Here is a 23628-nt window from a genome sequence, read left to right as displayed (position 1 = left end):
GAAGATCGGAAACAAATAGAGAACAATAATGGCCGCAGAATGGCGGAAAAGCAAGGAAATTAGCGCTTTATGGGATATCCTCGGATCGCGAGGTGGCGGAGACGGAGGGATTCGAACCCTCGGTACCCCGATAGAGGTACGGCTCCTTAGCAGGGAGCTGGTTTCAGCCACTCACCCACGTCTCCGGATGTATGCCACGATGCAGGATCGGGGCCGCGCTGAGCGGCGGGCTATAGCGGCGGGTTCTGGCGCCATCAAGACCTCTCTCGCGTCCATTATGATTCATCGCTCGATGCACCGCTGTCGGGACTCGGTTCGTCGCGGTTTCGATTCGATTCACCGCCGGTTCATTGCCCACAGGCTCCCATCGGATTCATGTCATGGCCCTCGGGGGCCTGCGCCTTTTGTGCGTGGCGGGATCGCGCGTGCCGGGGCATGAAGATACTGGACAGGGATAGATCCATGAACCGCTTCCTCAAGATACGGCCCGGCTCGGGGCGCAGCCATGGCTGGGCAATGGCGCTTGCGGCCCTTGCCGGCCTCATGACCGTGCCGGCCCATGCGCAGATGCAGACGATCGATCCCGATACCGCGATCGACGGGGACCTTGCCCAGCCTGCGCCGACGCCCGTGCCCGGCTCTGCGGAAAGCGCGGAACTGCCGCCGCTGTCGACGGACCCCTATGCGCAGACATATCCGGACGCGCCGCCGGCGGCGACCGATCCCTATCCCGTCGATCCGACCGACCCTTACGAGGAGCCGGTGGCGACAACGGCGGATACGACTGCCTTGCCGGCAGAGCAGGCAACGCCTGTGCAGACCGCCGATGCCAGCGCGACTTATCAGGAAGACGACCTGATCGGCGCGGCCGAAGGCGTGTTCGGCAAAGGCGCAGAAGGGCTTGGCAACCTGATCCGCGACATCCTGAAGAAGCAGGGCCAGCCCAACGCCTATATCTCCGGGCGAGAGGCGGGCGGTGCGCTGGGCATCGGCGTGCGTTACGGGTCGGGCACGATGCACCACAAGGTGGAAGGTGAGCGCAAGGTTTACTGGACCGGCCCGTCCATCGGTTTCGACGCGGGCGCCAATGCCGCATCGACGTTCGTGCTCGTCTACAACCTGTGGGACAGCCAGGAACTCTACGAACGCTATCCCGCTGGCGAGGGGCAGGCCTATTTCGTGGGCGGCTTCAACGTCAGCTATCTGCGCAAGGGCGATGTCGTGATGATACCGATTCGCGTCGGCGCGGGGCTGCGGCTGGGGGTCAACGCGGGCTACATGAAATTCTCCGAAAAGCAGCGCTGGCTGCCGTTCTGACGCCGCGAATGGCATAATGGCCGCGTTTGCGGGGGTGAGGGGCCTATCAGGGCTTGCCCCCGCGCGCTCTCGTGGGCATGAGGCGCCCGCCGCCGAAAAGGTGCGGCGTCAAGCATAGCCAGGACACGAGACGATGCTCGCCACTCTTCCCGCACAGCCCGCCGATGCGCTACTCGCGCTGATCAAGCTCTACGCCGCCGACGAGCGTGCGGACAAGATCGACCTTGGCGTCGGCGTCTATCGCACGGGACAGGGCGAAACGCCGGTCTTCGGCGCGGTGAAGGCGGCAGAGCAGAAGCTCGTCGCAGAGCAGGATTCCAAGGCCTATCTCGGCCCCGAAGGCGACATGGGCTTCGTCGAAGCGCTGAAGCCGGTCATCTTCGGCAAGGGCTTTGCGCCGATCGCCCGCATCGACGGGATGCAGACGCCGGGCGGCACCGGCGGCGTTCGCCTTGCGGTCGGCCTTGCGAAGAAGGCGGGCGTGACCCGCGTCATCATGGGTTCGCCCAGCTGGCCCAACCACGCGCAGATCATGAAGGATCTCGACCTTGGCGTCGTGGCCTTCAATCACGCCAAGGACGGCGCGGTGGACATGGACGCGCTGCGCGCCGCCATCGCCGATGCCGCCCCGACCGACGCGATTCTGCTGCACGGTTGCTGCCACAACCCCACCGGCATCGATTATTCCGAAGCCGACTGGGACGAGATCGCCGCCCTGCTGAAGGACAAGGGCCTGCTGCCGATCCTCGACCTTGCCTATCAGGGCCTTGGCTATGGCATGGAAGAAGACGCCTATGGCGTGCGCAAGGTGATGGCGACGGTGCCCGAGGCGCTGCTGGCCTATTCCTGCGACAAGAATTTCGGCCTGTACCGTGACCGTGTCGGCGCGGTTTACGTGCTGGCTGCCAGCAAGGACCAGCTTCCCGCGATCATGTCGAACGGCGCTTCGCTGGCACGCGCCAACTGGTCGATGCCGCCCGATCACGGCGCGGCTGCGGTTCGCCTGATCCTTGAAGACGAAGGCATGACCGCGCAGTGGCTGGACGAGCTGGACCAGATGCGCACCCGCATGCGGCAGGTCCGCGACAAGCTGGCCGCTTCGGGCACGCAGGGTTCGGTCGATATGACGCCCTATGGCACGCAGAGCGGGTTGTTCGCGATGCTGCCGCTGACGTCGGAACAGATCCTGTCGCTGCGTAACGACCATGCCATCTACATGGCGGGATCGGGCCGCATCAACGTGGCGGGGCTGACCACCGGCAATATCGACAAGTTCATCGACGCCATCGCGGCGGTAAGCGCCTGATACGCGCGTGGACCGGCAGCCGGCCTTGCTCGGTGCGCTGGTCCGCCTCCGTCCGCTTGGCCGGGACGACCGGGAGGCGCTTTACACCGTCGCGTCCGATCCGCTGGCGGTGGAAGATGCCGTGACGGGCGCGCTGGTCGGCTCGTCACGATTCCAGAACCACGACGATGCCGAAGGCGGCTCGGTCGAAATTGGCTGGACCTTCCTTGCGCGCAGCCACTGGCGCAGCGGGGCCAATCGCGAAATGAAACGGCTGATGCTGGATCACGCCTTTGCCAGTGTGGCACGGGTCTACTTCACCGTTGGAGAGACGAACTTGCGTTCGCGCCATGCGGTAGAGGGCATCGGTGCGCGCTGGACCGGTGCAATAGAGGAACGGTCGACGGCGGGCCGGATCACCCGCCACATGCGCTATGTGATCGAACGACGAGCTTAAGGTGCGGGCCTAAACCGCGCGGATATCCTGCATTCGCTTGAGATAGCGGGCCAGAACGTCGATTTCGAGGTTTACGGCGTCGCCTTCCTTCAGCGCGCCCAGTGTCGTCACTTCGGCGGTGTGCGGGATGATGTTCAGCGAGAAGCGAGCCGACCCGTCGGCCAGATCCTCCACCGCGTTCACGGTGAGCGAAACGCCATCGACCGTGATCGAGCCTTTCGTTGCGATATAGGGCGCGATCGCCTTGGGCGCGTCGATCTCCAGATGTATCGAGCCGCCGCGCTCTCCGCGCACGGCGACGCGTCCCACGGCATCGACATGGCCGGTCACGATATGGCCGCCCAGCTCGTCGCCCAGCTTCAGCGCTGGTTCGAGGTTCACGCGCGCGCCATCCTGCCATTGCAGCGGGCTGGTCTTGCTGATCGTTTCGTCGCTGACGTCCACCGCGAACCATGCATCGCCGGCACTGCCGCCGCGCTCCACAACTGTCAGGCACACGCCGGAACAGGCGATCGACGCGCCGATGGCGATCTTTGCCGGATCGAACGGGCAGGCGATGACGAGGCGGGTGTCGCCGCTGCGGGCGACGGAAGTGACGGTGCCGATGGCAGTGACGATTCCGGTGAACATGAGCGGCCTCTAACCCTTGCGCGCGTAGACTTCCAGCATGTCCGTGCCGAGCCTGCGCGTATCGGCAAGCGCCCAGCGGCCATGGGCATCGGCCAGACAGGGCAGGCCGATGTCGGCGATGCCGGGCCTGCCGCCCCCGATGACGATAGGCGCGCGGTAGATCAGCAGGCGATCGACCACATCTGCGGCAAGGAACGCCGCTGCCGCATTCGCGCCGCCCTCGACAAACAGATATTGCGCGGGAGCAAGCGGCGACAGGTCGGCGGGATCGCGCAGGGCCTGCCACCCTGCGGGCGCTGTGCCACCGGACAGCACCCAGCGCTGCGGGCTGCGCGCTTCCAGTCCGGCGATACGAACGTCCAGCCTTGGCGAATCGGCGCGCAAGGTGCCGGCGCCAACCAGAATCGCGTCATGCCGCGCGCGTTCGAGGTGGGTATGCGCCCGCGCGGCCGGTCCGGTGATCCACTGGCTCTCGCCATCCGCCATAGCGATGCACCCGTCTAGCGACAGGGCCAGCTTCAGCGTGACGAACGGGCGGTTTTCAGCAGCGCGCACCAGATATCCCGCCAGCGAGGCGCGCGATGCGGCACACCCGGCCAGAGCTACCGCGATGCCTGCCCCCTCCAGCATGGCGATGCCCGAACCGGCCGTGCGGGGATCGGGATCGCCGCAGCCGATGACGACTCGGGCCACGCCCGCCGCCGCCAGCGATCCGGCGCAGCATGGCCCGCGCTCGCTGTCATGCGCGCAAGGTTCCAGCGTGACATAGGCGGTGCAGCCCCGCGCGGCCTCTCCGGCAGCGGCCAGCGCCACCGCCTCGGCATGGGGGCGGCCACCGGCTTGCGTCCATCCGCGCGCGATTACGTGGCCGTCCTTTACCAGCACGCAGCCGACGGCGGGGTTGGGGCGCGACAGCGGGCGTGCGCGTTCGGCAAGGCGCGCCGCTGCCTGCAGCCAGCGCGCGTCGTCGTCAGTTGCCCTGTCGCGCTTCAATCTCGGCAAGGGCGCGCTGGCGCGCCTCCTCCTCGGCCTTTTTCTGCGCTGCGCGCTCGGCCTCGCCTTCCTTGCGGGCAGCCTCCACGTCGATGCCCGACACACGGCCGATCGTTTCATAGACTTCACGGGTCTGCGCCTCGCGCGCTTCGCGTTCGGCCTTCAGCCGGTCCTGTTCCTTCTGGTTGGCGATGTTCGATGCCATGATTTCCGCATCGGTGCGGTTCGGATCGAAGGTAGTGATCCAGGTGATTTCAGGCGCGCGCGGTTCGATGCGGTGTTCCTCCTGGAACATGACCGAAAAGATCGAGCATGTCGCCACCAGCGAAACCAGCGCAAAGCGCCAGCGATAGGGGTTCTCCTGCATCCACACGCTGCGAAAATCGCGAATGGCGCGCAGCGGGTTGAACAGCGCGAAGAAGCGGGAAAGGGACGTGCCGGTAATCATGGTCGAACGCTTCAATAGGGATTGCTGGCTGAATGTGCCACTAATTCAGACGCCGCCAATTCAGCCAAATGCCGCGTGAAGCGTGCGGCCATGGCGTTTCAGCCAGCGGTCGGCTTCGGCAATGTCGCCATCGTAGATCTGCGCAAGCAGGGCGTGGAACGCGGGCGAATGGTCGAAATGGACAAGGTGGGCGACTTCATGCGCGACGACCGAGCGCCGCACATGATCGGGTGCCATGACCAGCCGCCAGTTGATCCGCACTGTTCCGCTGGACGAGCAGGAGCCCCAACGACGCTGCGCGCGGCTGAGGCGCAAGTCCGGCACCGGCTGGCACGCGATGTCGCAGAAATAGGCAAGGTCCGTGCCGCACAAGGCCAGCGCCTCGCTCTCAAGCCAGCGGCGCAGACGCTGCTCGATACCCTCTGCCGGGCCGCCCACGCGGATCGTGTTACCAAGGATCGCGGGCCTGCGCGGCAGGAGGGCCTGCCATTCTATCGCCAACGCGCGTCCGCGATAGGCAACCGTACTGCCCGGCATGACCGGCGCGCGCTGCGGCACGGCCCGGCGCTGGCCGGCCAGCCATTCGGTGCGTGAAAGGGCAAAGGCGCGCGCCTCGCTGAACGGTGCCCAGCGGGGGATCGTCACGCGCACTTCGCTGCCATCGGGCGCAAGGCGCAGGGTAAGGCGGCGCGCAGTGGGATGGCGACGGATGCGCAGCGCGATCTCCGTCCCGTCGGGCAAGGTCATGGTTTCGCGCGATTCGCTTGGCGGCGCGGCCTTGCGTTTCAGGAAGGCTTCCAGCCCGCGCCGCGCAAGGCCGGTCATGCCCCGTCCCCGTCCCCATCGTCAACGCGGATGGCGTCAAAACCTTCGATGCAGACGTGATCCTCTATGGCGTCGACCTCGTCCTCACTGATCACGCGACCGGCGACAGAGATGCCTGCGCGAACCACGGCTTCTCGATCACCGCAGACGAGATAGTGCCATTCGGGCAGCGGCTTGCCCTCTGCCCGCAGTCGATAGGCGCAAGTTGCGGGAAGCCACGGCAACGTGCCCGCGTTCTCGCGCGTCATCTGCTGGCAGTCGGGCACCTTCGCCTTGCGATTCGAATAGTCGCTGCAGCGCGCGGTACAGACATCGAGCAGCGTGCAGGCGACATCGGTGTCGTAGATCGCACCGGTGTCGGCGTCCTCCAGCTTGATCAGGCAGCACTGCCCGCACCCGTCGCACAGCGCTTCCCACTCGGCATCGTCCAGCGTGCCCAGCGGACGTTCCCAGAACGGCGTTTCTTCCGTCAGCGTACCCATTTCGCGATTTCTTCACCGACCGCCTTGCCGCCCATGTCGGTGGGCAGCAGCGCGATGGGCTTGCCATCGGGATCGAACAGCACCGTCTGGTTCGTGTGGTTGACCAGATAGCCGCCGTTTTCCGTCGGCTCGCCCTTGTCGAACCAGACGACGAAGGCCTTGGCTGCGGCGGCGACTTGTTCCGGCGTGCCGGTCAGGCCTACCATGCGCGGGTGGAAATTGGCCGCGAATTCGCCGACCACTTCGGCCGTGTCACGCTCCGGGTCCACTGTCACGAAAATCGGCGTGACTTTCGCGCCCAGTTCCGGCTGTTCCTTCTCGAACGCGCGCAGGCCCTGTCCGATGGCCGCGGCATCGACCGGGCAGACATCCGGGCAGAAGGTGTAGCCGAAATAGACGATGCGCCACTGGCCCGCGAAATCGGACCAGCGCACCGGCTTCCCGTCCTTGTCGCTCAGCGTGAAATCGCCGCCGATCGCCGCGCCTGCCAAAGGCGCGGTCGCAAGGTCGGGTTGCGATGCGTCTCCTCCCGACCCGCAGGCGGCAAGCGCAAGGGCAAGAGCGGCAGGGAGGGCGACGCGGGTGATTTGGGCAAGAAGCATGGCGAGGCGGTTCATGTCCTGCTAAGAGGCGAGACGCAAGTGCTTGCGGGGTAGGGGCACCGAACAGGCGCAAACGAATATGAAGGGTCAGAAATTGGTTCGCATGATGGGTCGCGCGGTTGCACTGGCATTGGCCGGTGCCGCTCTTGGCATCGCCGTTCCGGCAGCAGCGCAGTTTTCCGACGGGTACAAGTTCCTGGAGGCGATCAAGAAGCGTGATGGCGACGCCGTGACGAAGGCGCTGTCCGAACCGGGCACGACGATCGTGAACACGCGCGACATCTCCAGCGGGGAAAGCGCGCTTCACATCGTGGTGCAGCGGCGGGACCTCGTCTGGGTGAACTTCCTGCTGCAACAGCATGCCAACCCGAACGTGCGGGATGCCAAGGGCGTGACCCCGCTGGAACTGGCGACATCGCTGCGATTCCTTGAGGGGATCGAGGCATTGGCCGATGCGGGCGCGAACGTGGATGAAACCAGCTCCACCGGCGAAACGCCGCTTATCCTTGCCACGCACCTGAAGGATGGCGACATGGCGAAGCTGCTGATGGAAAAGGGTGCGGACCCGGACAAGTCGGACAATTCCGGCCGCAGCGCGCGCGACTATGCCACGCTGGACGGGCGCACCAGCGGCGTTCTGTCCGCGATCGAGGCGCGGGACGCCAAAGCGGGCAAGGGCGGCACATACGGCCCGGCCATGCGTTAAGGCATGACCATGCAGACCGATTTTTCCGAAATGACGCTGGAGGAGATGGCGCAGGCGCTCGCCCCTGCCGTCGCCGATGCCGCCGTTTTCGACGGCTGGACCGATCTGGCGATTGCTTCCGCCGCGGAAATGCACGGTCTCGATCCCGATGTGGCGCGGCTGGCCTTTCCCGGCGGGCCGATGGACATGATCGCGGCGTGGATCGCCACGGTCGATCGCGCCATGGTAGAGGCGCTTCCCGCTGACGTGCTGGCCCAGATGGGGTTCACCGCGCGGATCAAGGCGCTGCTCGTCTTCCGCATCGAACAGGCGGCCCAGCGCCGCGAATCGCTGCGCCGTGCGCTGGCGGTGATGGCGCTGCCCAAAAACGCGGTGCGTTCGGCAAGGCTGAGCTGGCAGGCGGCGGACCTGATGTGGCGGATGGCCGGCGACACGGCCACCGATTTCAACCACTATTCGAAGCGGGCGATCCTCGCCTCGATCTATGCCGCGACGCTGGCCGTGCTGGTGGATGATGATAGCGCGGGGCAGGCGGAAACATACGCATTCCTCGACCGCAGGCTGGAAGACGTGGTCCGTTTCGGCAAGGCCAAGGCGCGGCTGACAGGCGGGGAGCGGGAGCATTTCAGCATTGCCCGCCTGATGGGCCGTTTGCGCTATCCGGCATCGTGAATCGGGCGCCGTTTGGCGGCTGTGCAACTTGATCTCGATCAATTATTGAGAATGAGTTGCAAAGTCGCACGCTTTGTGCGAACCGCTCGTTCCTATGGAACAGGACAGCGTTTCCAACCTTGCAGACCAGCCGCTCGGCACCGCCGTGCGCGTCGTGTCGGTCGACTGGGACCGGCTCGAAAGCGGTGAGGCGCGCCGTCTGCACGCCCTTGGCATTGACCGCGGTGCCGTGCTGAAACTCGCCCATCGCGGTATCTTCGCCGGGCGCGATCCGCTGGCGGTGGAAATCGGGCGGATGACTGTCGCGCTGCGGCGCGAACACGCCCTTGCCATCGCGGTGGAGGATGCGGGGGAAGAGACTGTCCACCCGGCACAGGACTTCGGATCCGCAAAATGAAATGGTGCGCTGAATGACCAAGGGGCCGCTTACCGTCGCTCTTGTCGGCAACCCCAATGCGGGGAAAAGCGCGCTGTTCAACGCGCTGACCGGCGCGCGCCAGAAAATCGCCAACTATCCCGGCGTCACGGTGGAGCGGAAGGCCGGGCGAATGCTGCTGGCAAACGGCGCGCCTGCCGAACTGCTCGACCTGCCCGGTTCCTATTCGCTGGATCCGACCAGCCCTGACGAGGCGGTGACACGCGACGTCGTGCTCGGCCATCAGGAAGGGCAGCGCCAGCCCGATGCACTGATCGTCGTGCTCGATGCCAACAATCTGGAACAACACCTCGTCTTCGCGCAGGAAATCATCGCGCTGGGCCGCCCGACGGTCGTGGCGCTGAACATGATCGACCTTGCGGCGCGTGACGGGCTGGTGCTCGATGCCAAGGCGCTGGAAGAAGCGCTTGGCGTGCCGGTGATCGAAACCGTAGCCGTGCGCCGTCGGGGTTTGCCGGATATTGCCGCCGCTATCGGGAACGTAGTCGAACATCATCCCGATCATGCGCCTCTGCCCGCCCACGTCGACATGGTGGAACGCCGCGTCAGCGCGCGGGCCATGGCCAAGGGCGCGATCATTTCCGAAACCAGCCACCGCCGGCTGCATCGCGGGCTGGACAAGCTGTTGCTGCACCCGTGGGCGGGGCCGCCGATCCTGTTCGCGCTGCTGTTCGTCGTATTTCAGGCGGTGTTCGCATGGGCGACCCCGTTTGCCGACGCGCTGGACGCGGGCGTGGGTGCATTGTCCGAAGCGGCAGTCACCTACCTGCCTGCAGGCCTGTTGCGCGATGCGCTGACAGAGGGCGTGCTGGCCGGTGTCGGCTCGGTCGTCGTCTTCCTGCCGCAGATCGTGATCCTGTTCTTCTTCATCCTCGTGATGGAAGCGACGGGATACATGGCGCGTGCCGCCTTCCTGATGGACCGGTTGATGGCCGGCGTGGGCCTTTCGGGGCGCAGCTTCATTCCGCTGCTCTCCAGCTTCGCCTGCGCCATTCCGGGCATCATGGCGACGCGCAGCATTTCCGACCCGAAGGACCGGCTGACGACGATCCTGATCGCGCCGATGATGACCTGTTCGGCGCGCCTGCCGGTCTATGCTGTGATCATCGCCGCCTTCATTCCGGCCACCAAGGTCGGGCCCGGCATCGGTTTGCAGGGCCTCATCCTCTTTGCCCTCTATGTCGCCGGAATCGTCGGTGCGATGGTGGTGGCGCTGGTCCTGCGCCGTTCGGTGGCCAAGGGGCAGGCGTCGGGCTTTATCATGGAGCTTCCGCGTTATCAGTGGCCGCGCGCCAAGGATATCGCCATCGGCCTGTGGCAGCGCGCGTGGATCTTCCTGCGCCGCGCGGGCACGATCATCTTTACCGTTACCGTCGTGCTGTGGCTGCTGCTGTCCTTCCCGCAGGCGCGCCCCGGCGAAAGCCAGGTGGATGCATCGTTTGCGGGCAAGATAGCCAACGGGCTGGCCGTGGTGGTCGAACCCATCGGCTTCAACCGCGACATGGCGCTGGCGCTGATCCCCGCCATGGCCGCGCGCGAAGTCGCCGTCTCCTCGCTCGCCACGACATATGCCGTTGCTGCGGAAGACGAGGACGAAGCGGCAGAGGCGCTGGGCGTGCAGCTGGCGCGGGACTGGACATTGCCGATGGCGCTGTCGTTCCTGGCATGGTTCGTCTTTGCGCCGCAGTGCCTGTCGACGATCGCGGTGGCGCGGCGCGAAACGAACGGCTGGAAATGGCCCGCGTTCATGCTCGCCTACCTGTTCGGCCTTGCCTATCTTGCCGCGGGCGCCACGTTCTGGATCGCGACCGCCGCCGGACTCTGACACCGCCTTTCGCGGCGCAGTTGTAGATAAGCGCGGCGAATCGCGCCTGCGCCCATTGGCGTGGGCAGAGGCCGGGTCCTATATCCCTTGAACAGAATCACCTTCGGGCGCGCCCTTTCCGGCGCCGCGCCCATCCATTCCATTCAGGCGGAGAGAAAATGGCCGGCTCACTCAACAAGGTCATGCTGATCGGCAACCTCGGCGCGGATCCCGAAATCAAGTCGTTCCAGAACGGCGGCCGTATCGCCAACCTGCGCATCGCGACTTCGGAAAGCTGGAAAGACCGGCAGACGGGCGAACGCAAGGAACGGACCGAATGGCACTCGGTCGTCATCAATTCCGAAGGACTAGTCGGCGTGGTCGAACGATTCCTGCGCAAGGGCAGCAAGGTCTATATCGAAGGCCAGCTGCGGACCCGCAAGTGGCAGGACCAGAACGGCAACGACCGTTACACGACGGAAATCTCGGTCGGCGGCATGGGCGGCGTGATGACCATGCTGGATGGCGCGCAGGGCGGCAACCGCGGCGGCGGTGGCGGTGATTGGGGCGGTGGCCAGTCGTCCGGCAGTGGTTCGGGCGGCGGTTGGAACCAGGGTGGCGGCAGCTCCGGCGGGTCTTCCGGCGGTTGGAACCAGGGCGGCGGATCGTCGGGCGGTTCGGGCGGCAGTTCCGGTGGCGGCTACGACGATCTGGACGACGATATCCCGTTCTGATCAAGCGGCGGCACGGCCCTTCAGGGTGCGTGCCGCATCCCCGGATTGATACTGACCACGCCCCCTGCCGCCGCATTGCGGCAGGCCGGGCCGGGCGATGCGGCGTAGAAGCGCTTCTCGTTCAGGATGTCCTGCGAAATAAAGCCGCCTCCGCCTGAAAATGCATCGCCGCTGCGGAACACATCCGCCGTTTCCCTGTCGCGCAGGTAGAGCCCGTTCGAATCGCGCCCTATCGTGGTGCCGGTGTAGAATATCGGCACTTGCCGCGCCCCGTCATGCGCCATGACAACCGTCACACAGTCGCCCGACAGGTCGATCGTGCCGCCAAACCCTGCCAGCAACATGATTTCGGGAGAGCCTTCCGCCGGCGGCAGGCGCACCAGCATTTCCGGCAACGGCCCGTCAAGGCTGGCGGCATCGCGCACCGGTTGCGGAGTAGCGCAACCCGCTATCAGCAACAGCATGGCCGCGCCGGTAAAGCGCTTCACTGCAATCCCTTGAGCGCGGCGAAGGGGTTTTCCTTTTGCGGTTCGGCCAGCCCGACTTCGCGGCGGATGCGTTCCGCTTCGGGGCCGGTGGCGAAGGGGTCTATGGCAAGGGCAAGGCTTTGCGCCACTGCCTCGCCAATGTCGAAGCGGTCACCTTCGAAGTAGATCTCGTCGCAGTCGCCCGCTTCCAGCTCGATTTCCTCGTCCGGCGCGGCTTCGACCGTGCCCGGCACGAAACGCAGGGCGAGCGGTTCGTCGATTTCCGCAGGCAGGTCCTCGCCCGAAACGGCGCAGGACTGGACGAACGATGCGGTCAGCCGCCCGTTGGCGGTGATCGCCGCGCCGTCCTTGCCGATAAGGACCTTCGCCTCCAGCGAATCGACGCGGACGAGGTCGAACCGTTCGGCCAGTCGCTCGCGCTCCGCCGCATCGGCAATTACTTCGATTTCGCGGCCTTCGGACTGTCGCACCGCGACCCAGCGCGAAAGTTCGGACAGTTCGTGGGTCATCGCGCGATCTCCCCTTTCAGCAGGCGTTCGTAAGGCGCGGCCAGAATATCGGCCCACAGGGCGCGCAGCCCTTGTGCCAGCGGCAGGGCGGAACCGGCATCTGCGCTGCGCGTCACGTTGCGCTCCGCCGCTTGCGTCAGCAGGGCATCGTCACTGGCGGCAAGACCGTCGCGATAGGCGCCGATCCGCCCGCCCAGCGCGCTGACCAGCTTGCCCATCGATTTGCCGACTACCAGATCGCCGACCCCTGCCTCGCGCAGTTGCCCGTCCATGTCGTCGATGAAAAGTTCGGTAAGGCGTGCCGCGCCTTCGCCGTCGCCCTCTTTCTCCAGCCGCAGGATCACCAGCGCGGTGACTGCCGTAACCATGTCGAACCGGCCCTCCACGCTGTCGGCAACATCGCGATCCGCGTACCAGTGCTCCTCGCGAGCGATGGCGACGACGCGGTGCCACAGGTCGACGAGATCGCCGGATGGGCGGGAAGAGGGAAACAGGCGTTCGAGCAGTCGCATGGCAATGTCCATTCCGTGCGACCCGCTGCGGCAGGTCGCCATTCATCACAGATTAAACCCGTTGGGGCCACGCCGCCAGCACCGCGTTTGCACAGCGCGCCGCCGGCATGCCTTGTGTGCCGGGCGGACTGTCATTAAGGCACTGGCTCGAAAGCTTCGCCCGCATGACGTCCGTTGCCGGGCGATATAGGTGCAAGCAGGCATTGGCAAAAGGCGCATAGAGACACGATGGCCCGAATTGACCGCAACATGGGTTCCACTGCTCTGAAGGCGGCGCTGGTCGCCGTTCTCGTTCCGGCGATGCTGGGCGGCTGCACCTCTATCAAGGACCGGCGCGGCTATATTGCCGATCCCGTCCTGACCGGCGCGGTCACGCCCGGCCTCGACAACCGGGAATCGGTGCAGGGCACGCTGGGCCAGCCAAGCTTCGCCAGCCAGTTCGGCGATCCGGTCTGGTACTATGTATCGAGCACGACCGAACAGCGCATCTTTGGCCAGCCGGAGATCGAGGATCACAAGGTGCTGAAGATCGCCTTTGACAGCGCGGGCAATGTCGCATCGGTCACGAACGCCACCATCGATGATGTGCGCGACATCAACCCCGATGGCGACAAGACGCCGACGCTGGGTCGCCATCGCGGCTTCCTGCAGGATCTGTTCGGCAATATCGGCGCGGTCGGCGCAGGCGGTATGGGCGGCGCTGCGGGCGGGTCGAACGGAAGCTGATTCCGTCCGATATTGAACCCGTGGCCCGCGATCCCATATCGCGGCCATGGACGGAAATTCGCATTACAACTCTTCGGCCCACGGACTTACCCCGTGGCACGGCACCACCATCATCGGCGTGAAGCGCGGCGGCAAGACCGTCATCGCTGGCGACGGGCAGGTGTCGATGGGCAACACCGTGATGAAGCCCAATGCGCGCAAGGTGCGCCGGCTTGGCGAAGGTGGCCCCGAAAAGGGCAAGGTCATCGCCGGTTTCGCTGGCGCGACTGCCGATGCCTTTACCCTGTTCGACAGGCTTGAACGCAAGCTGGAGCAGTATCGCGGCCAGCTCATGCGCGCCGCGGTCGAACTGGCCAAGGACTGGCGGACCGACAAGTACCTGCGCAATCTTGAGGCGCTGATGATCGTGGCCGACGCCGATGTCCTGCTGGTCATCACCGGCAATGGCGACGTGCTGGAACCCGAAGGCGGCCCAAACGGGACAATGGTGACGGCGATCGGATCGGGCGGCAACTACGCCCTGTCCGCCGCTCGCGCACTGGTCGATTACGAGGAAGACCCCGAAGTGATCGCGCGCAAGGCGATGCAGGTCGCCGCCGACATCTGTGTCTTCACGAACGCCAACGTGACGCTCGAATCCGTCGAATCCTGATCGAAAAGACCAACATGAAGAACCTGACCCCCAAGGCCATTGTTGCCGCCCTCGACGAACATATCGTCGGCCAGAAGGACGCCAAGCGCGCCGTTGCCGTTGCCCTGCGCAACCGCTGGCGCCGCCAGCGTCTGAAGGACGAGCTGCGTGACGAGGTTACGCCCAAGAACATTCTGATGATCGGCCCCACCGGCTGCGGCAAGACCGAGATCAGTCGCCGCCTTGCCAAGCTGGCCGATGCACCTTTCGTGAAGGTGGAAGCGACCAAGTTCACCGAAGTCGGCTATGTCGGCCGCGACGTCGAACAGATCGCCCGCGACTTGGCCGAAGAAGCTATCCGGCTGGAAAAGGACCGCCGTCGCGAGGCCGTGCGCGAAGCCGCCAGTGCCGCCGCGATGAAGCGGCTGCTCGACGCGCTTGTCGGCGATTCCGCCAGCGAGGCGACGCGCGAAAGCTTCCGCCAGCGCGTCGTCGACAACCACCTCAACGACAAGGAAATCGAGATCGAGGTGGAGGACCAGCCGAACATGAACATGGAGCTGCCCGGCATGGGCGGCAACGTGGGCATGATCAACCTGTCGGACATGATGGGCAAGGCGTTCGGCGGGCAGAAGATGAAGCGCCGCAAGCTGACCGTGGCGCAGGCCTGGGACAAGCTGGTCGACGAGGAATCCGAAAAGCGCATGGATCAGGACGACGTCGCCCGCGTCGCACTGCAGAATGCAGAGCATAATGGCATCGTTTTCCTGGACGAGATCGACAAGATCGCCGTGTCCGACGTGCGCGGCGGTTCGGTCTCCCGCGAAGGCGTGCAGCGCGACCTGCTGCCGCTGATCGAGGGGACGACGGTTGCCACCAAGTATGGCCCGATGAAGACCGATCACATCCTCTTCATTGCGTCCGGCGCGTTCCACGTGTCGAAGCCCAGCGACATGCTGCCCGAATTGCAGGGCCGGTTGCCGATCCGCGTCGAACTGCGCGCGCTGACCGAAGAGGATTTCATCCGCATCCTGTCGGAAACGCGGGCGAACCTTGTCGAACAGTACAAGGCGCTGATCGCGACGGAGGAAGTCACGCTGGATTTCCAGCCCGATGCCATTCAGGAAATCGCCGCGACTGCCGCGCAAGTGAACGAATCGGTCGAGAATATCGGTGCCCGCAGGCTTCAGACGGTAATGGAAAAGCTGTTGGAAGAAGTCAGCTTCGACGCCGAGGAGCGCACCGGCACGACGGTGACAATCGACAGGGCATACGTGCGCGAGAAGCTGGGCGAACTGGCCGGCGACGCGGACCTGTCGAAGTATATCCTCTAGCGAGCCGAGTCATCCGCATAAGCCGATCTTAACCGCCTTCGGCTAGGCGGGTGGAATGAGGTTCAAGAAGCCGTTCAGGGCCGTGCCGATCAAGCCTGACCCTGCCTATATGCAAAGGCGGGCGGATAGGCTGCCTGCGCCGGCTTCGACGGGGAAGGCAGGCAAGCTTCGGCTGGTGCCAACGCCTGAGCGCAAACCTGTTGCGGCCGGCCAGAGGCACGCATCGGCCACACCTCGTTTCCTGCGCAAACGTCCGATCCGGGCAAGGCGATGGGGCCACCGTAAAGTTCGTTCTATCGTTGCGGTCCTGTTGGGTGCGGTTGTGCTCGGCCTGATGGGTGGCTTGGGGAGCACCGCCATCGAAACCGGCGATTTCGAGGAATTGCGTCACTTCGCCGTGGCAACGGGCCTCGCAAGAGCGCGCTCGCCGCAGCCGGGCGACTATTGGAGCCGCTGTGCCGATGCTCGCAAAGCAGGGACTTACCCGATTGCCAAGGGAGAACCCGGCTATCGCCCGCAGCTTGACAGCGATCGCGACGGGATTGCTTGCGAACGGCGTTTTTATGGCCGGTCGAACGTCACCAGTTCGTTGCGCCACTGGCCGTTGCGCATGTAGCTCACCTCGACCGCGTCCAGCTGGCCCAGTTCGTCGGGCAGGGACTTGATCCGGCCAGCGTCCAGCGGGCGGCCGTCCATGTCCATCACGATATCGCCGACCCGCAATTTGTGGCGGGTGAGGGAACCGGCATCGCTGCGCGGGGTGATGACATAGCCGCTGTTGCCCGGACCGGCGGATTTCACCGCAAGGTCCAGCCCCATGGCGAATTCGCGGCCCAGCGTGGCGCCCGCGCTGCCCGGACTGTCCGTTGATCGAACAGCGCCGGGCCGCGACGGGTCACCGCTTTCGGGCAGGAGGACGAAGCCGTGCCCGCGCCCGTCCATGTTGCCGGAACCCATGCCGGACAGCATGACGAGCGCGGCGATAACAGCCACTCCCGCCAGCAGCGCCAGTCCGGCATGGGTCCGTTTCATGATCAGAGGTTGCCGGCAGCCCAGGGGCCGCGGATCGCGAACGTGATGCCCGGGGACTGCACGTTCACGAACAGCGTTTCGCCCGAAGGATCGAAGCACGCACCACAGAATTCGCTGCCGCGATAGTCGTCGGCAGAGAACTGACCGGTACGGTTCATGCCCGCGATGTCGCCATCGCTCAGGATCACGTTGCTCTTGGCAAGGATGTAGGCTTCGCCGTGATCGGTGTAGCCCATCAGACGCTGGCCTGCGCCGAAACCGTCATCCACGTCGTCACCGTCGTCGCAAGTCACGATGCCGCCGCGCGGCGAGTAGGTGATGTTGTCCGGGTTGTTGCCGGCAACGCGCGCCGCTGCCGCATAGAGCAGGGTGAGCGTGCCGCGCGCCGGGTTCGAGGTATCCGGCGTGTAGATCCAGACCGAACCGAGACCGCGACCGTCGCGGCCCGAGCTGTCACGACCGAAGGCGGTGTCGACGATGGCGAAGCTGTCGCCATGGTGCCAGATGCCTTCGCCGCGGCTCATCGTAAGCGCGCCCTTGCTGACGGCTTCGAGGTAGGGGCCCGAAGCGCCGCCCGAGGGATCGGCATCGGGATTGTCCAGATCGACCCATTCGACCTGCAGCACGTCGCCCACAGAGTTCACAGCGTTGGCACCGCCCAGAGCGGTGATCATCGCGCCATCGACGCCGACGATCTTTGCGGCCTGAAGCTGTCCACCCTGCGCCAGTGCGCCGTAGCCAGCGGGCTTGTTGTTGGGCTTGTAGCGATAGAGGCCCGAACGGTTACGGTTGTCTTCGGTCTGGTAGACGTAGCCGGTGACCGGATCGACGGCGACGGCTTCATGCGCGAAGCGGCCCATGCCGACGATCGGCTGGCCGGTCGTTTCCGTGGGGTCGATCGAGCATTCGAAGACATAACCGTGCTTAAGGCCGCCAGCCGAACGGCCGTCGTAGGTCGTTTCCTCGCACGTCAGCCACGTGCCCCACGGCGTTACGCCGCCGGCGCAGTTGGTGGAAGTGCCGCCCAGCGTCGGGTAGTGTTCGATCAGCTTGCCGTTGCGCACGCGCAGGACGTCGCAGCCGCCGGCGACATAGGCGCCGTTCTGAAGGTTGGTGTCGTACTTGCCCGGAGCGGGAAGCAGAGTGCCGAGCGGACGCAGTTCGTGGTTGCGGATCAGGAACGTGTCCTGCCCACCCTTGCCGCCGACGGAAACGACGCCCATGCCGTCATGCACGCCGCGTACGGTGCTGCCGTCGGTCATGAGGTCGCCGCTCCAGCTCATCGAACGATAAGTGAAGCCGCGCGGCAGCTTCAGCAGTTCGAGACCGGTTTCCTGGTCCTTCGTCGGGAAAACGGCGCCATAGGGGCTGGCGGCCGGGACGAGCTGGCCGTCACCGTGCGCGGCCATCGCCTGGCGGGACATCAGGCCGCCGAGAACGCCGCCCAGCGCCGTGAACGCACCTGCTGTTGCCGATCCGCGCAGAAGCGCGCGGCGGTTCATTGAATCGATCTGCATCTGTAACTCCTTCACCGATTGAAGGACGGCCCCCCGGCCGCCTCATTAAGGCGAGGTTTACCTAGATGCGGGGAGTGACTCTTTGCGGTCCCGCGTGTGATGCGGGTGTGACCGTGATCGGTCATTTCAGTCATGGTACGGCAACATAACTGACTTGTGTCGAAACCGTTTTCCTACACGGTATCGCGGCGTCATGATGCGTGCCGTTCTTTGCCATTGTTATATTCCGGCGCCGTCTCCCGGCCACCACCTGTAACCCGCAACGGACAGGCGGAAAGCCCGCGTCCATGCGGGTTCTACGGGGTGATNGGTGACAGGGTGTCACCTTTGTCACCCTGTCGCACCGATGGCCGCCATCAATGCGGGGCGAGGCCGATCTCCACCCCGGTCTTGTCGGTCAGGGCATAGCGGTCGACCAGATCGGCGCTGGCGGTATTGAGGCCGATGACCTGAACGCTGCGCCCGTTGCGGCGCATCCTGTCCACCACCTTGTCCAGCGCGCCGACGGCGGAAATGTCCCAGAAGTGCGCGCGCGTCACGTCGATCACGACATGGTCTGCCGGATCGGGCTGGGCCGATTCGGGGCCGAGAGCGCGCTGGAACCTGTCCACGCTGGCGAAGAAGATCTGGCCTTCGACGCGGTAGACGGCCTGCGCTTCTTCCCGGGTGCGGTCGACAGAGAACATGCGCTGCACCTTGCCTGCAAAGAAGATGCCCGACAGCAGCACGCCCGACAGCACGCCGATGGAAAGGTCGTGTGTGGCGACGACCATCACCACGGTCGTCAGCATGACCACCGAAGACGGCCACGGATGGTGGCGCAGGTTGGGGATGGAGTTCCAGCTGAACGTGCCGATCGAGACCATGATCATCACGGCGACCAGCGCTGGCATCGGGATCTGCCCCACGAAGGGGCCGAGCGCGGCCAGCAGGACCAGCAGCACGACACCTGCGGTCAGCGTCGAAAGCCGGGTGCGCCCGCCGCTTGTCACGTTGATGACCGACTGGCCGATCATCGCGCAGCCGCCCATGCCGCCGACGAGCGATGCGGCGATATTGGCCACGCCCTGTCCGCCGCATTCGCGCTGCTTGTTCGAATCGGTGTGGGTCATGTCGTCCACGATCTGCGCGGTCAGCAGCGATTCGAGCAGGCCGACCGCCGCCATCGCCGCCGAATAGGGCGCGATGATCTGCAGCGTTTCCCACGTCAGCGGCACGTTGGGCAGGACGAGGCTGGGCAGGCCCTCAGGCAACTGTCCCATGTCGCCCACCGTGTTCACCGGCAGGCCCATCGGGATCGAGATGGCAGAGAGTACGAGGATTGCCACCAGCGGGGATGGCACGGCCTTCGTCACGCGGGGCAGCAGGTAGATGATGGCAAGACCGCCCGCGATCAGTGCGTAAGTATGCCATGATACGCCGATCAGCTGCGGCAGCTGGGCCATGAAGATCAGGATGGCGAGCGCGTTGACGAAGCCGGTGATGACAGAGCGCGAAACGAACTGCATCAGCAGGTCGAGCCTGAGCACGCCGGCCACGATCTGGAACAGGCCCATCAGGATCGTCGCGGCGAACAGGTATTCGACGCCATGGTCGCGCACCAGTGGAACCACCAGCACTGCCACCGCTGCCGTCGCCGCCGAAATCATGCCTGGCCTTCCGCCCGTGAACGAAATCACGATGGCAATCGCGACAGAGGCATAGAGCCCGACCCGCGGATCGACGCCCGCGATGATCGAGAAGCCGATCGCTTCGGGAATGAGGGCCAGCGCGACCACGATCCCGGCAAGGATGTCGGCGCGCGGGTTGGAAAACCAGTCGCGCTTCAGCGCACCGGGCAGGGTCATGGCTTCGTCTTTCCGCTGTGTCTTCGCGTCGACGGACATGCCATCCGTCGCATTTGCTGCACGTGCGAACTGCCTGTGCTGACCGCAAAATGCAACCCTCGGCCGCCATGCACTTGCCGGCGCGGGATAATTTGGCACCCTGTTGCGGGAAAAAGGGAGAAGATGGATGCTCGAAGGCGGCTGTCACTGCGGATCGGTTCGTTACAGCGTTGCCGGCGAGGTCGAGCATCATGGCCTGTGCCATTGTTCCGACTGCCGCCGCTGCGCCGGGGCGACGCCGGTGCCGTGGATTGCCTTCAAATCCGAAGGGCTGACCGTCACCAAGGGCGAGCCAACCGTGTACCATTCTTCCGAAGGCGTTGAGCGGCATTTCTGCCCGACCTGCGGCACCGGCCTGTTCTACTTCAACGAGGCTGCCCTGCCCGGACTGGTCGACATACAGAGCGTAACGCTGGACCGGGCCGGCGACTTCGCACCGGAAGGGCACATCATGATGATCGAGGCCCTGCCGTGGGAAGCGGGTGTCGATTCGCTCCCAAGTTCGACCGTTTTCCCGGCATGGATTGACGCTCATTCGGCAGCGGCGTCGAGATCCTCTGCTTCGTTCGCCTGCCGCGCCCACATCTCGGCATAGAGCCCGCCGAGCCGCAGCAATTCGCCATGGCTTCCGCTTTCGGCCAACCTGCCATGATCAAGCACCAGGATGCGGTCGGCATCCGCGACGGTCGACAGGCGGTGTGCGATGGTCAGGGTCGTGCGGTCTTTCGCAACGGCGCGCATCGTGGCGAGGATGTCCTGTTCCGTACGGGTGTCGAGAGCGCTCGTCGCTTCGTCGAACAGGATGATCTCCGGGTTTTTGAGCAGGGTTCGCGAAATGGCCACGCGCTGTTTCTCTCCGCCCGACAGCTTCAGCCCGCGTTCGCCCACTTCCGTCTCGTACCCTTGCGGAAGGCGTTCGATGAAATCGGCGATCGCCGCACCCTTGGCGGCCGCCTCGATCTCCCCGCGGGTCGCACCTTCACGGCCATAGGCGATGTTGTAACCGATGGTGTCGTTGAACAGCACGCTATCCTGCGGCACGACGCCGATGTGGCGGCGCAGGCTGTCCTGCGTCACGGTGCGGATGTCCTTGCCCGAAATCAGGATACGCCCGCCCTGCGGATCGTAGAAGCGGAACAGCAGCCGCGCGATGGTCGACTTGCCGGCGCCGGACGGGCCGACGATGGCCACGCGCTCTCCCGCCTCCACGTTGAAGGTCAGGCCGTGCAGGATCTCGCGGTCATCCTCGTACCCGAAGCGGACCTTGTCGAACACGATCGTGGGCCGCCGCATATCCAGTGCGGGCGCGCCGGCAGCGTCGGCAACCTCGACCGGCGTGTCCATCAACTTGAACATCGCTGCCATGTCGATCAGCCCCTGCTGCACGGTGCGATAGACCATGCCCAGCATGTCGAGAGGGCGGAACAGCTGGGTGAGGTAGGTGTTCACCAGCACCAGATCGCCGGTCGTCAGCCGCCCCTGGCTCCAGCCCCAGACGGTATAGGCCATCGCGCCGCCCATCAGCAGGTTCATGATCACGGCCTGCGCGATGTTTAGTGCGCCCAGCGAATTCTCGCTCTTCACCGCAGCCTTCGCGTACGCGCGCGTCGCGCGTGCGTATCTTTCCAGCTCTCGATGCTCGGCCCCGAAATACTTCACCGTCTCGTAGTTCAGCAGCGAATCGACCGCGCGCGACATTGCCTGTCCGTCCAGCGTGTTCATCTGCGCCCGCAGTGTCGTCCGCCAGTCGGTGATCCAGCGCGTGACATAGACATAAGCGACGACGGTGATCGCGGTGGCGATGACGAGCGGCCACCCGAAATTGAGGTAGAAGATGACGGCCACCGCGATCAGTTCGATAATCGTCGGCGCGATGTTGAACAGCAGGAAGTAGAGCATCGTGTCGATGGACTTCGTCCCGCGTTCGATCGTCTTCGTCACTTCCCCGGTGCGCCGGGAAAGGTGGAACCGCAGCGACAGACGGTGGAGGCGCGAGAACACGTCTTCGGCCAGATGGCGCGTGGCGTCCTGCCCGACGCGCTCGAATGCGATATTGCGAAGGTTGTTGAACAGGACCGATCCGAACCGCCCTGCGGCATAGGCGACCACAAGCGCCATCGCCGCCATCGCCGCCGTGTTTGACGGGGTCGTCATGGCATCCACTGCCATCTTGTAAGCGAAGGGCAGGGCAAGTGTCGTCGCCTTGGCCAGCAGGACCAGGGCGATAGCAATGACGATCCTGCGCCGCAGCGCAACGTCGTCGCGCGGCCAAAGATAGGAGCCGAAGCGCTTGAGGACGCTCCAGTCAGCAGCGGCGTTCATCGATTCGGGTGAGGCATGGTCTGGCGGCATGACGTGTATTTAGGGATACATCCGCGCATCACCAGTGCAACCGGCCGGTGAAGCTAGCCTCGCTCGTCCTCCAGTTCGAAGGCCACCTGCTTGCTGTGAAAATCGACTGCCACACGTTTGAACAGCCTCAGGTGATTCATACCCAGCAACAGGGCTGGCCGATCTTTGAGTCCGAGGAGTGCGAAAACCGGTGCGTCGGTGATAGCCGCCTGCGCATGCGTTATCCGCAGGGAATCGATCTGCAAATTGCCGACATCGAAAACCTCGGTGTCATGCTGGTTGCCCATCACGTCGAGGAAGCTGGCCGAACCCGACCTGATCAGCTTTTTGGCATGTGCCTTAGCCAGCGCAGGGTTGCCGATTGAAAAGTCCGCCCCGGTATCGATGACGATATCGACTGGGCGACCGTTGAGCGAAGCCTCCTTTATGACGAGCCGGCTGGCATTGCGGCTGGCATTTACGAGAATGACGCCATCGTCGCTTTTCATGTGTGAGCGCGACGGTTCGATCAGGATTTCTCGCGCTTTGAAATCCAGTACGATCCTGCGGTCCGCTAGCGAGCCGATCCCGAGAATTCCCGAAGCCCCCATATTGTCTTCCAACGCCACGGCAGCTGGCAAGTCGGTGAACTTGCTCTTCCCGACCGTCAGTTCAGCAATCACCACCGCGGGGGCATCCGCCTGCCCGCCCAAGGCAGCGACAGTCTGCCGCTCGTTGCTGGAAAGACCGAGCATGGTGACGATCTCCTGAGAGATCATCGTCGCCTCCGACCCCGTGTCGACAAGGAACTGGAACGTGCCGTGATCTCCGACGCCAACCGGGAGCGTCAGGCGCTGCTCCGCTTCTGTAACTTGAAGCCGATCCGGTTCGTTCTCGTCCGTGTTGGAAGATTGACCCGGTTCCTCTTGCCGTTCTTGCGCATCGCTGACGACAACCCCGATCGGACAAGTGGCTGCCGGTAAGGGAATCAGAAAGAGAATCGCCGAAGCGATTCCGGTCAGATAGGTCTTTATCAACGCCATCAGGGCATCTCCCGGCCACGAGATTACCATTTCGGAACCGGAATCGCGAATTTTCAGCGGAAAATGGCCTTCGCGAACGGTGGTCGAAAGCCGTCCAGACGGTGCCCAAGGTTGCACCTCAATGAAAACTCGGACCGGAAACCGCGGAATTCCGCCACTTACCTGTGACAGTGGCGAGCACTTTGAAAGAAAAATGCAAAAACCCGTTGACCGACTCGTTGGTGGTCC

General features: G+C 64.7%; 27 protein-coding genes and 1 tRNA gene. 13 read left to right on the top strand and 15 right to left on the bottom strand.

Going from position 1 to position 23628, the window contains the following annotated elements; genetic code table 11:
* Nucleotides 1–93: 93 nt before the first annotated feature.
* Nucleotides 94–185, bottom strand: a tRNA-Ser gene (locus A7A77_RS16225).
* Nucleotides 186–462: 277 nt separating this feature from the next.
* Here A7A77_RS16225 and A7A77_RS16220 point away from each other — a divergent pair.
* From A7A77_RS16220 to A7A77_RS16210, 3 genes are all read left to right on the top strand, one after another.
* Nucleotides 463–1317: a DUF1134 domain-containing protein gene (locus tag A7A77_RS16220; RefSeq protein ID WP_425388588.1), complete on the top strand. Its 855-nt coding sequence runs from the start codon at nucleotides 463–465 to the stop codon at nucleotides 1315–1317.
* A 133-nt stretch (nucleotides 1318–1450) separates the two neighbouring features.
* Nucleotides 1451–2623: an amino acid aminotransferase gene (locus A7A77_RS16215; protein ID WP_066560733.1), complete on the top strand. Its 1173-nt coding sequence runs from the start codon at nucleotides 1451–1453 to the stop codon at nucleotides 2621–2623.
* Nucleotides 2624–2630: 7 nt separating this feature from the next.
* Nucleotides 2631–3059, top strand: a complete 429-nt coding sequence (locus A7A77_RS16210) for a GNAT family N-acetyltransferase (RefSeq protein WP_066560731.1) — start codon at nucleotides 2631–2633, stop codon at nucleotides 3057–3059.
* A 9-nt stretch (nucleotides 3060–3068) separates the two neighbouring features.
* Here the strand turns inward: A7A77_RS16210 and A7A77_RS16205 are convergent, their stop codons facing one another.
* From A7A77_RS16205 to A7A77_RS16180, 6 genes are read right to left on the bottom strand one after another with little or no spacing between them, the layout of a single operon-like run.
* Nucleotides 3069–3689, bottom strand: a complete 621-nt coding sequence (locus A7A77_RS16205) for a riboflavin synthase (protein WP_066560728.1) — start codon at nucleotides 3687–3689, stop codon at nucleotides 3069–3071.
* A gap of 9 nt (nucleotides 3690–3698) precedes the next feature.
* The gene (gene ribD, locus A7A77_RS16200; protein ID WP_066560725.1) at nucleotides 3699–4682 is read right to left on the bottom strand and encodes a bifunctional diaminohydroxyphosphoribosylaminopyrimidine deaminase/5-amino-6-(5-phosphoribosylamino)uracil reductase RibD; all 984 of its coding nucleotides are present in this window, start codon (nucleotides 4680–4682) and stop codon (nucleotides 3699–3701) included.
* Nucleotides 4660–5145, bottom strand: coding sequence for a G protein-coupled receptor family protein (locus tag A7A77_RS18395; protein ID WP_245638523.1), 486 nt, complete (start codon nucleotides 5143–5145; stop codon nucleotides 4660–4662). Before A7A77_RS18395 ends, ribD begins: the two co-directional genes overlap by 23 nt.
* A gap of 45 nt (nucleotides 5146–5190) precedes the next feature.
* Nucleotides 5191–5955, bottom strand: coding sequence for a M48 family metallopeptidase (locus A7A77_RS16190; protein ID WP_066560722.1), 765 nt, complete (start codon nucleotides 5953–5955; stop codon nucleotides 5191–5193).
* The gene (locus tag A7A77_RS16185) at nucleotides 5952–6437 is read right to left on the bottom strand and encodes a YcgN family cysteine cluster protein (RefSeq protein ID WP_066560719.1); all 486 of its coding nucleotides are present in this window, start codon (nucleotides 6435–6437) and stop codon (nucleotides 5952–5954) included. The genes A7A77_RS16190 and A7A77_RS16185 overlap by 4 nt, the downstream gene beginning before the upstream one ends.
* Nucleotides 6425–7054, bottom strand: a complete 630-nt coding sequence (locus A7A77_RS16180) for an SCO family protein (RefSeq protein ID WP_066560717.1) — start codon at nucleotides 7052–7054, stop codon at nucleotides 6425–6427. Before A7A77_RS16180 ends, A7A77_RS16185 begins: the two co-directional genes overlap by 13 nt.
* A gap of 64 nt (nucleotides 7055–7118) precedes the next feature.
* Here A7A77_RS16180 and A7A77_RS16175 point away from each other — a divergent pair, with 64 nt between their 5' ends.
* From A7A77_RS16175 to ssb, 5 genes are all read left to right on the top strand, one after another.
* Complete coding sequence (locus tag A7A77_RS16175; protein ID WP_245638522.1) at nucleotides 7119–7745, top strand: ankyrin repeat domain-containing protein; 627 nt, start codon at nucleotides 7119–7121, stop codon at nucleotides 7743–7745.
* A gap of 9 nt (nucleotides 7746–7754) precedes the next feature.
* Nucleotides 7755–8417, top strand: a complete 663-nt coding sequence (locus A7A77_RS16170; protein WP_425388589.1) for a COQ9 family protein — start codon at nucleotides 7755–7757, stop codon at nucleotides 8415–8417.
* Between the two features lie 94 nt (nucleotides 8418–8511).
* The gene (locus A7A77_RS16165) at nucleotides 8512–8814 is read left to right on the top strand and encodes a FeoA family protein (protein WP_066560715.1); all 303 of its coding nucleotides are present in this window, start codon (nucleotides 8512–8514) and stop codon (nucleotides 8812–8814) included.
* Between the two features lie 13 nt (nucleotides 8815–8827).
* A complete protein-coding gene (gene feoB, locus A7A77_RS16160) occupies nucleotides 8828–10678 on the top strand; it encodes a ferrous iron transporter B (RefSeq protein ID WP_066560707.1) in 1851 nt (616 codons plus the stop codon).
* 158 nt (nucleotides 10679–10836) lie between these two features.
* On the top strand, nucleotides 10837–11391 hold the full coding sequence (ssb, locus tag A7A77_RS16155) for a single-stranded DNA-binding protein (RefSeq protein WP_066560705.1): 555 nt from the start codon (nucleotides 10837–10839) through the stop codon (nucleotides 11389–11391).
* A 20-nt stretch (nucleotides 11392–11411) separates the two neighbouring features.
* Here ssb and A7A77_RS16150 read toward each other — a convergent pair whose 3' ends face one another.
* From A7A77_RS16150 to A7A77_RS16140, 3 genes are read right to left on the bottom strand one after another with little or no spacing between them, the layout of a single operon-like run.
* Nucleotides 11412–11879 carry a hypothetical protein gene (locus tag A7A77_RS16150; RefSeq protein WP_066560701.1) on the bottom strand — a complete coding sequence of 156 codons (468 nt, stop codon included), beginning with the start codon at nucleotides 11877–11879 and terminating at the stop codon, nucleotides 11412–11414.
* Nucleotides 11876–12388, bottom strand: coding sequence for a YceD family protein (locus A7A77_RS16145; RefSeq protein ID WP_066560698.1), 513 nt, complete (start codon nucleotides 12386–12388; stop codon nucleotides 11876–11878). The genes A7A77_RS16150 and A7A77_RS16145 overlap by 4 nt, the downstream gene beginning before the upstream one ends.
* A complete protein-coding gene (locus A7A77_RS16140; protein WP_066560740.1) occupies nucleotides 12385–12900 on the bottom strand; it encodes a ubiquinol-cytochrome C chaperone family protein in 516 nt (171 codons plus the stop codon). Before A7A77_RS16140 ends, A7A77_RS16145 begins: the two co-directional genes overlap by 4 nt.
* 228 nt (nucleotides 12901–13128) lie before the next feature.
* Here A7A77_RS16140 and A7A77_RS16135 point away from each other — a divergent pair, with 228 nt between their 5' ends.
* From A7A77_RS16135 to A7A77_RS16120, 4 genes are read left to right on the top strand one after another with little or no spacing between them, the layout of a single operon-like run.
* Nucleotides 13129–13626: an outer membrane protein assembly factor BamE gene (locus A7A77_RS16135; RefSeq protein WP_245638520.1), complete on the top strand. Its 498-nt coding sequence runs from the start codon at nucleotides 13129–13131 to the stop codon at nucleotides 13624–13626.
* Nucleotides 13627–13672: 46 nt separating this feature from the next.
* Complete coding sequence (gene hslV / locus A7A77_RS16130) at nucleotides 13673–14278, top strand: ATP-dependent protease subunit HslV (RefSeq protein WP_066560695.1); 606 nt, start codon at nucleotides 13673–13675, stop codon at nucleotides 14276–14278.
* 14 nt (nucleotides 14279–14292) lie between these two features.
* Complete coding sequence (gene hslU / locus A7A77_RS16125) at nucleotides 14293–15591, top strand: ATP-dependent protease ATPase subunit HslU (RefSeq protein WP_066560694.1); 1299 nt, start codon at nucleotides 14293–14295, stop codon at nucleotides 15589–15591.
* A 55-nt stretch (nucleotides 15592–15646) separates the two neighbouring features.
* Entirely contained in the window at nucleotides 15647–16207 is a 561-nt protein-coding gene (locus A7A77_RS16120) for an excalibur calcium-binding domain-containing protein (RefSeq protein WP_066560692.1), read from the top strand.
* Here A7A77_RS16120 and A7A77_RS16115 read toward each other — a convergent pair.
* The 3 genes from A7A77_RS16115 to A7A77_RS16105 form a co-directional block, all read right to left on the bottom strand.
* Nucleotides 16153–16623 (bottom strand): hypothetical protein, encoded by a 471-nt coding sequence (locus A7A77_RS16115; protein ID WP_066560690.1) that lies wholly within the window; start codon nucleotides 16621–16623, stop codon nucleotides 16153–16155. The two genes, A7A77_RS16120 and A7A77_RS16115, sit on opposite strands and share 55 nt — an antisense overlap.
* Nucleotides 16624–16625: 2 nt before the next feature.
* On the bottom strand, nucleotides 16626–18140 hold the full coding sequence (locus A7A77_RS16110; RefSeq protein ID WP_066560685.1) for a PhoX family protein: 1515 nt from the start codon (nucleotides 18138–18140) through the stop codon (nucleotides 16626–16628).
* Between the two features lie 356 nt (nucleotides 18141–18496).
* Nucleotides 18497–19987, bottom strand: coding sequence for a SulP family inorganic anion transporter (locus A7A77_RS16105; protein ID WP_066560737.1), 1491 nt, complete (start codon nucleotides 19985–19987; stop codon nucleotides 18497–18499).
* A gap of 166 nt (nucleotides 19988–20153) precedes the next feature.
* Between A7A77_RS16105 and A7A77_RS16100 the strand changes: the two genes are divergently transcribed.
* Nucleotides 20154–20621 carry a GFA family protein gene (locus A7A77_RS16100; RefSeq protein ID WP_066560682.1) on the top strand — a complete coding sequence of 156 codons (468 nt, stop codon included), beginning with the start codon at nucleotides 20154–20156 and terminating at the stop codon, nucleotides 20619–20621.
* On the opposite strand, the gene A7A77_RS16095 is transcribed toward A7A77_RS16100, so the two are convergent.
* Nucleotides 20558–22378 carry an ABCB family ABC transporter ATP-binding protein/permease gene (locus tag A7A77_RS16095; protein WP_066560680.1) on the bottom strand — a complete coding sequence of 607 codons (1821 nt, stop codon included), beginning with the start codon at nucleotides 22376–22378 and terminating at the stop codon, nucleotides 20558–20560. The genes A7A77_RS16100 and A7A77_RS16095 overlap by 64 nt on opposite strands.
* 53 nt (nucleotides 22379–22431) lie before the next feature.
* Nucleotides 22432–23628 (bottom strand): retroviral-like aspartic protease family protein (locus A7A77_RS16090; RefSeq protein WP_156500632.1); only part of this gene is annotated, 1197 nt, incomplete at its 5' end.

Source organism: Croceicoccus bisphenolivorans (assembly GCF_001634625.1).
GTDB classification, from domain to species: Bacteria; Pseudomonadota; Alphaproteobacteria; order Sphingomonadales; family Sphingomonadaceae; genus Croceicoccus; species Croceicoccus bisphenolivorans.
The sequence above is the reverse complement of the archived record's forward strand: the minus strand, read 5'-3'. Positions and strand labels throughout refer to the sequence as shown.

Excerpts from the sequence above, each read along its gene's own strand:
- A7A77_RS16120 (WP_066560692.1), top strand. The coding sequence starts at position 15,647 with ATGAGGTTCAAGAAGCCGTTCAGGGCCGTGCCGATCAAGCCTGACCCT.
- A7A77_RS16135 (WP_245638520.1), top strand. The coding sequence starts at position 13,129 with ATGGCCCGAATTGACCGCAACATGGGTTCCACTGCTCTGAAGGCGGCG.
- A7A77_RS16140 (WP_066560740.1), bottom strand. The coding sequence starts at position 12,900 with ATGCGACTGCTCGAACGCCTGTTTCCCTCTTCCCGCCCATCCGGCGAT.
- A7A77_RS16215 (WP_066560733.1), top strand. The coding sequence starts at position 1,451 with ATGCTCGCCACTCTTCCCGCACAGCCCGCCGATGCGCTACTCGCGCTG.
- A7A77_RS16105 (WP_066560737.1), bottom strand. The coding sequence starts at position 19,987 with ATGACCCTGCCCGGTGCGCTGAAGCGCGACTGGTTTTCCAACCCGCGC.
- A7A77_RS16205 (WP_066560728.1), bottom strand. The coding sequence starts at position 3,689 with ATGTTCACCGGAATCGTCACTGCCATCGGCACCGTCACTTCCGTCGCC.
- A7A77_RS16220 (WP_425388588.1), top strand. The coding sequence starts at position 463 with ATGAACCGCTTCCTCAAGATACGGCCCGGCTCGGGGCGCAGCCATGGC.
- A7A77_RS16185 (WP_066560719.1), bottom strand. The coding sequence starts at position 6,437 with ATGGGTACGCTGACGGAAGAAACGCCGTTCTGGGAACGTCCGCTGGGC.
- A7A77_RS16190 (WP_066560722.1), bottom strand. The coding sequence starts at position 5,955 with ATGACCGGCCTTGCGCGGCGCGGGCTGGAAGCCTTCCTGAAACGCAAG.
- ssb (WP_066560705.1), top strand. The coding sequence starts at position 10,837 with ATGGCCGGCTCACTCAACAAGGTCATGCTGATCGGCAACCTCGGCGCG.
- A7A77_RS16170 (WP_425388589.1), top strand. The coding sequence starts at position 7,755 with ATGCAGACCGATTTTTCCGAAATGACGCTGGAGGAGATGGCGCAGGCG.
- feoB (WP_066560707.1), top strand. The coding sequence starts at position 8,828 with ATGACCAAGGGGCCGCTTACCGTCGCTCTTGTCGGCAACCCCAATGCG.
- A7A77_RS16115 (WP_066560690.1), bottom strand. The coding sequence starts at position 16,623 with ATGAAACGGACCCATGCCGGACTGGCGCTGCTGGCGGGAGTGGCTGTT.
- hslU (WP_066560694.1), top strand. The coding sequence starts at position 14,293 with ATGAAGAACCTGACCCCCAAGGCCATTGTTGCCGCCCTCGACGAACAT.
- A7A77_RS16110 (WP_066560685.1), bottom strand. The coding sequence starts at position 18,140 with ATGCAGATCGATTCAATGAACCGCCGCGCGCTTCTGCGCGGATCGGCA.
- A7A77_RS16100 (WP_066560682.1), top strand. The coding sequence starts at position 20,154 with ATGCTCGAAGGCGGCTGTCACTGCGGATCGGTTCGTTACAGCGTTGCC.
- A7A77_RS16145 (WP_066560698.1), bottom strand. The coding sequence starts at position 12,388 with ATGACCCACGAACTGTCCGAACTTTCGCGCTGGGTCGCGGTGCGACAG.
- A7A77_RS16175 (WP_245638522.1), top strand. The coding sequence starts at position 7,119 with ATGAAGGGTCAGAAATTGGTTCGCATGATGGGTCGCGCGGTTGCACTG.
- A7A77_RS16165 (WP_066560715.1), top strand. The coding sequence starts at position 8,512 with ATGGAACAGGACAGCGTTTCCAACCTTGCAGACCAGCCGCTCGGCACC.
- hslV (WP_066560695.1), top strand. The coding sequence starts at position 13,673 with ATGGACGGAAATTCGCATTACAACTCTTCGGCCCACGGACTTACCCCG.
- A7A77_RS16095 (WP_066560680.1), bottom strand. The coding sequence starts at position 22,378 with ATGCCGCCAGACCATGCCTCACCCGAATCGATGAACGCCGCTGCTGAC.
- A7A77_RS16180 (WP_066560717.1), bottom strand. The coding sequence starts at position 7,054 with ATGAACCGCCTCGCCATGCTTCTTGCCCAAATCACCCGCGTCGCCCTC.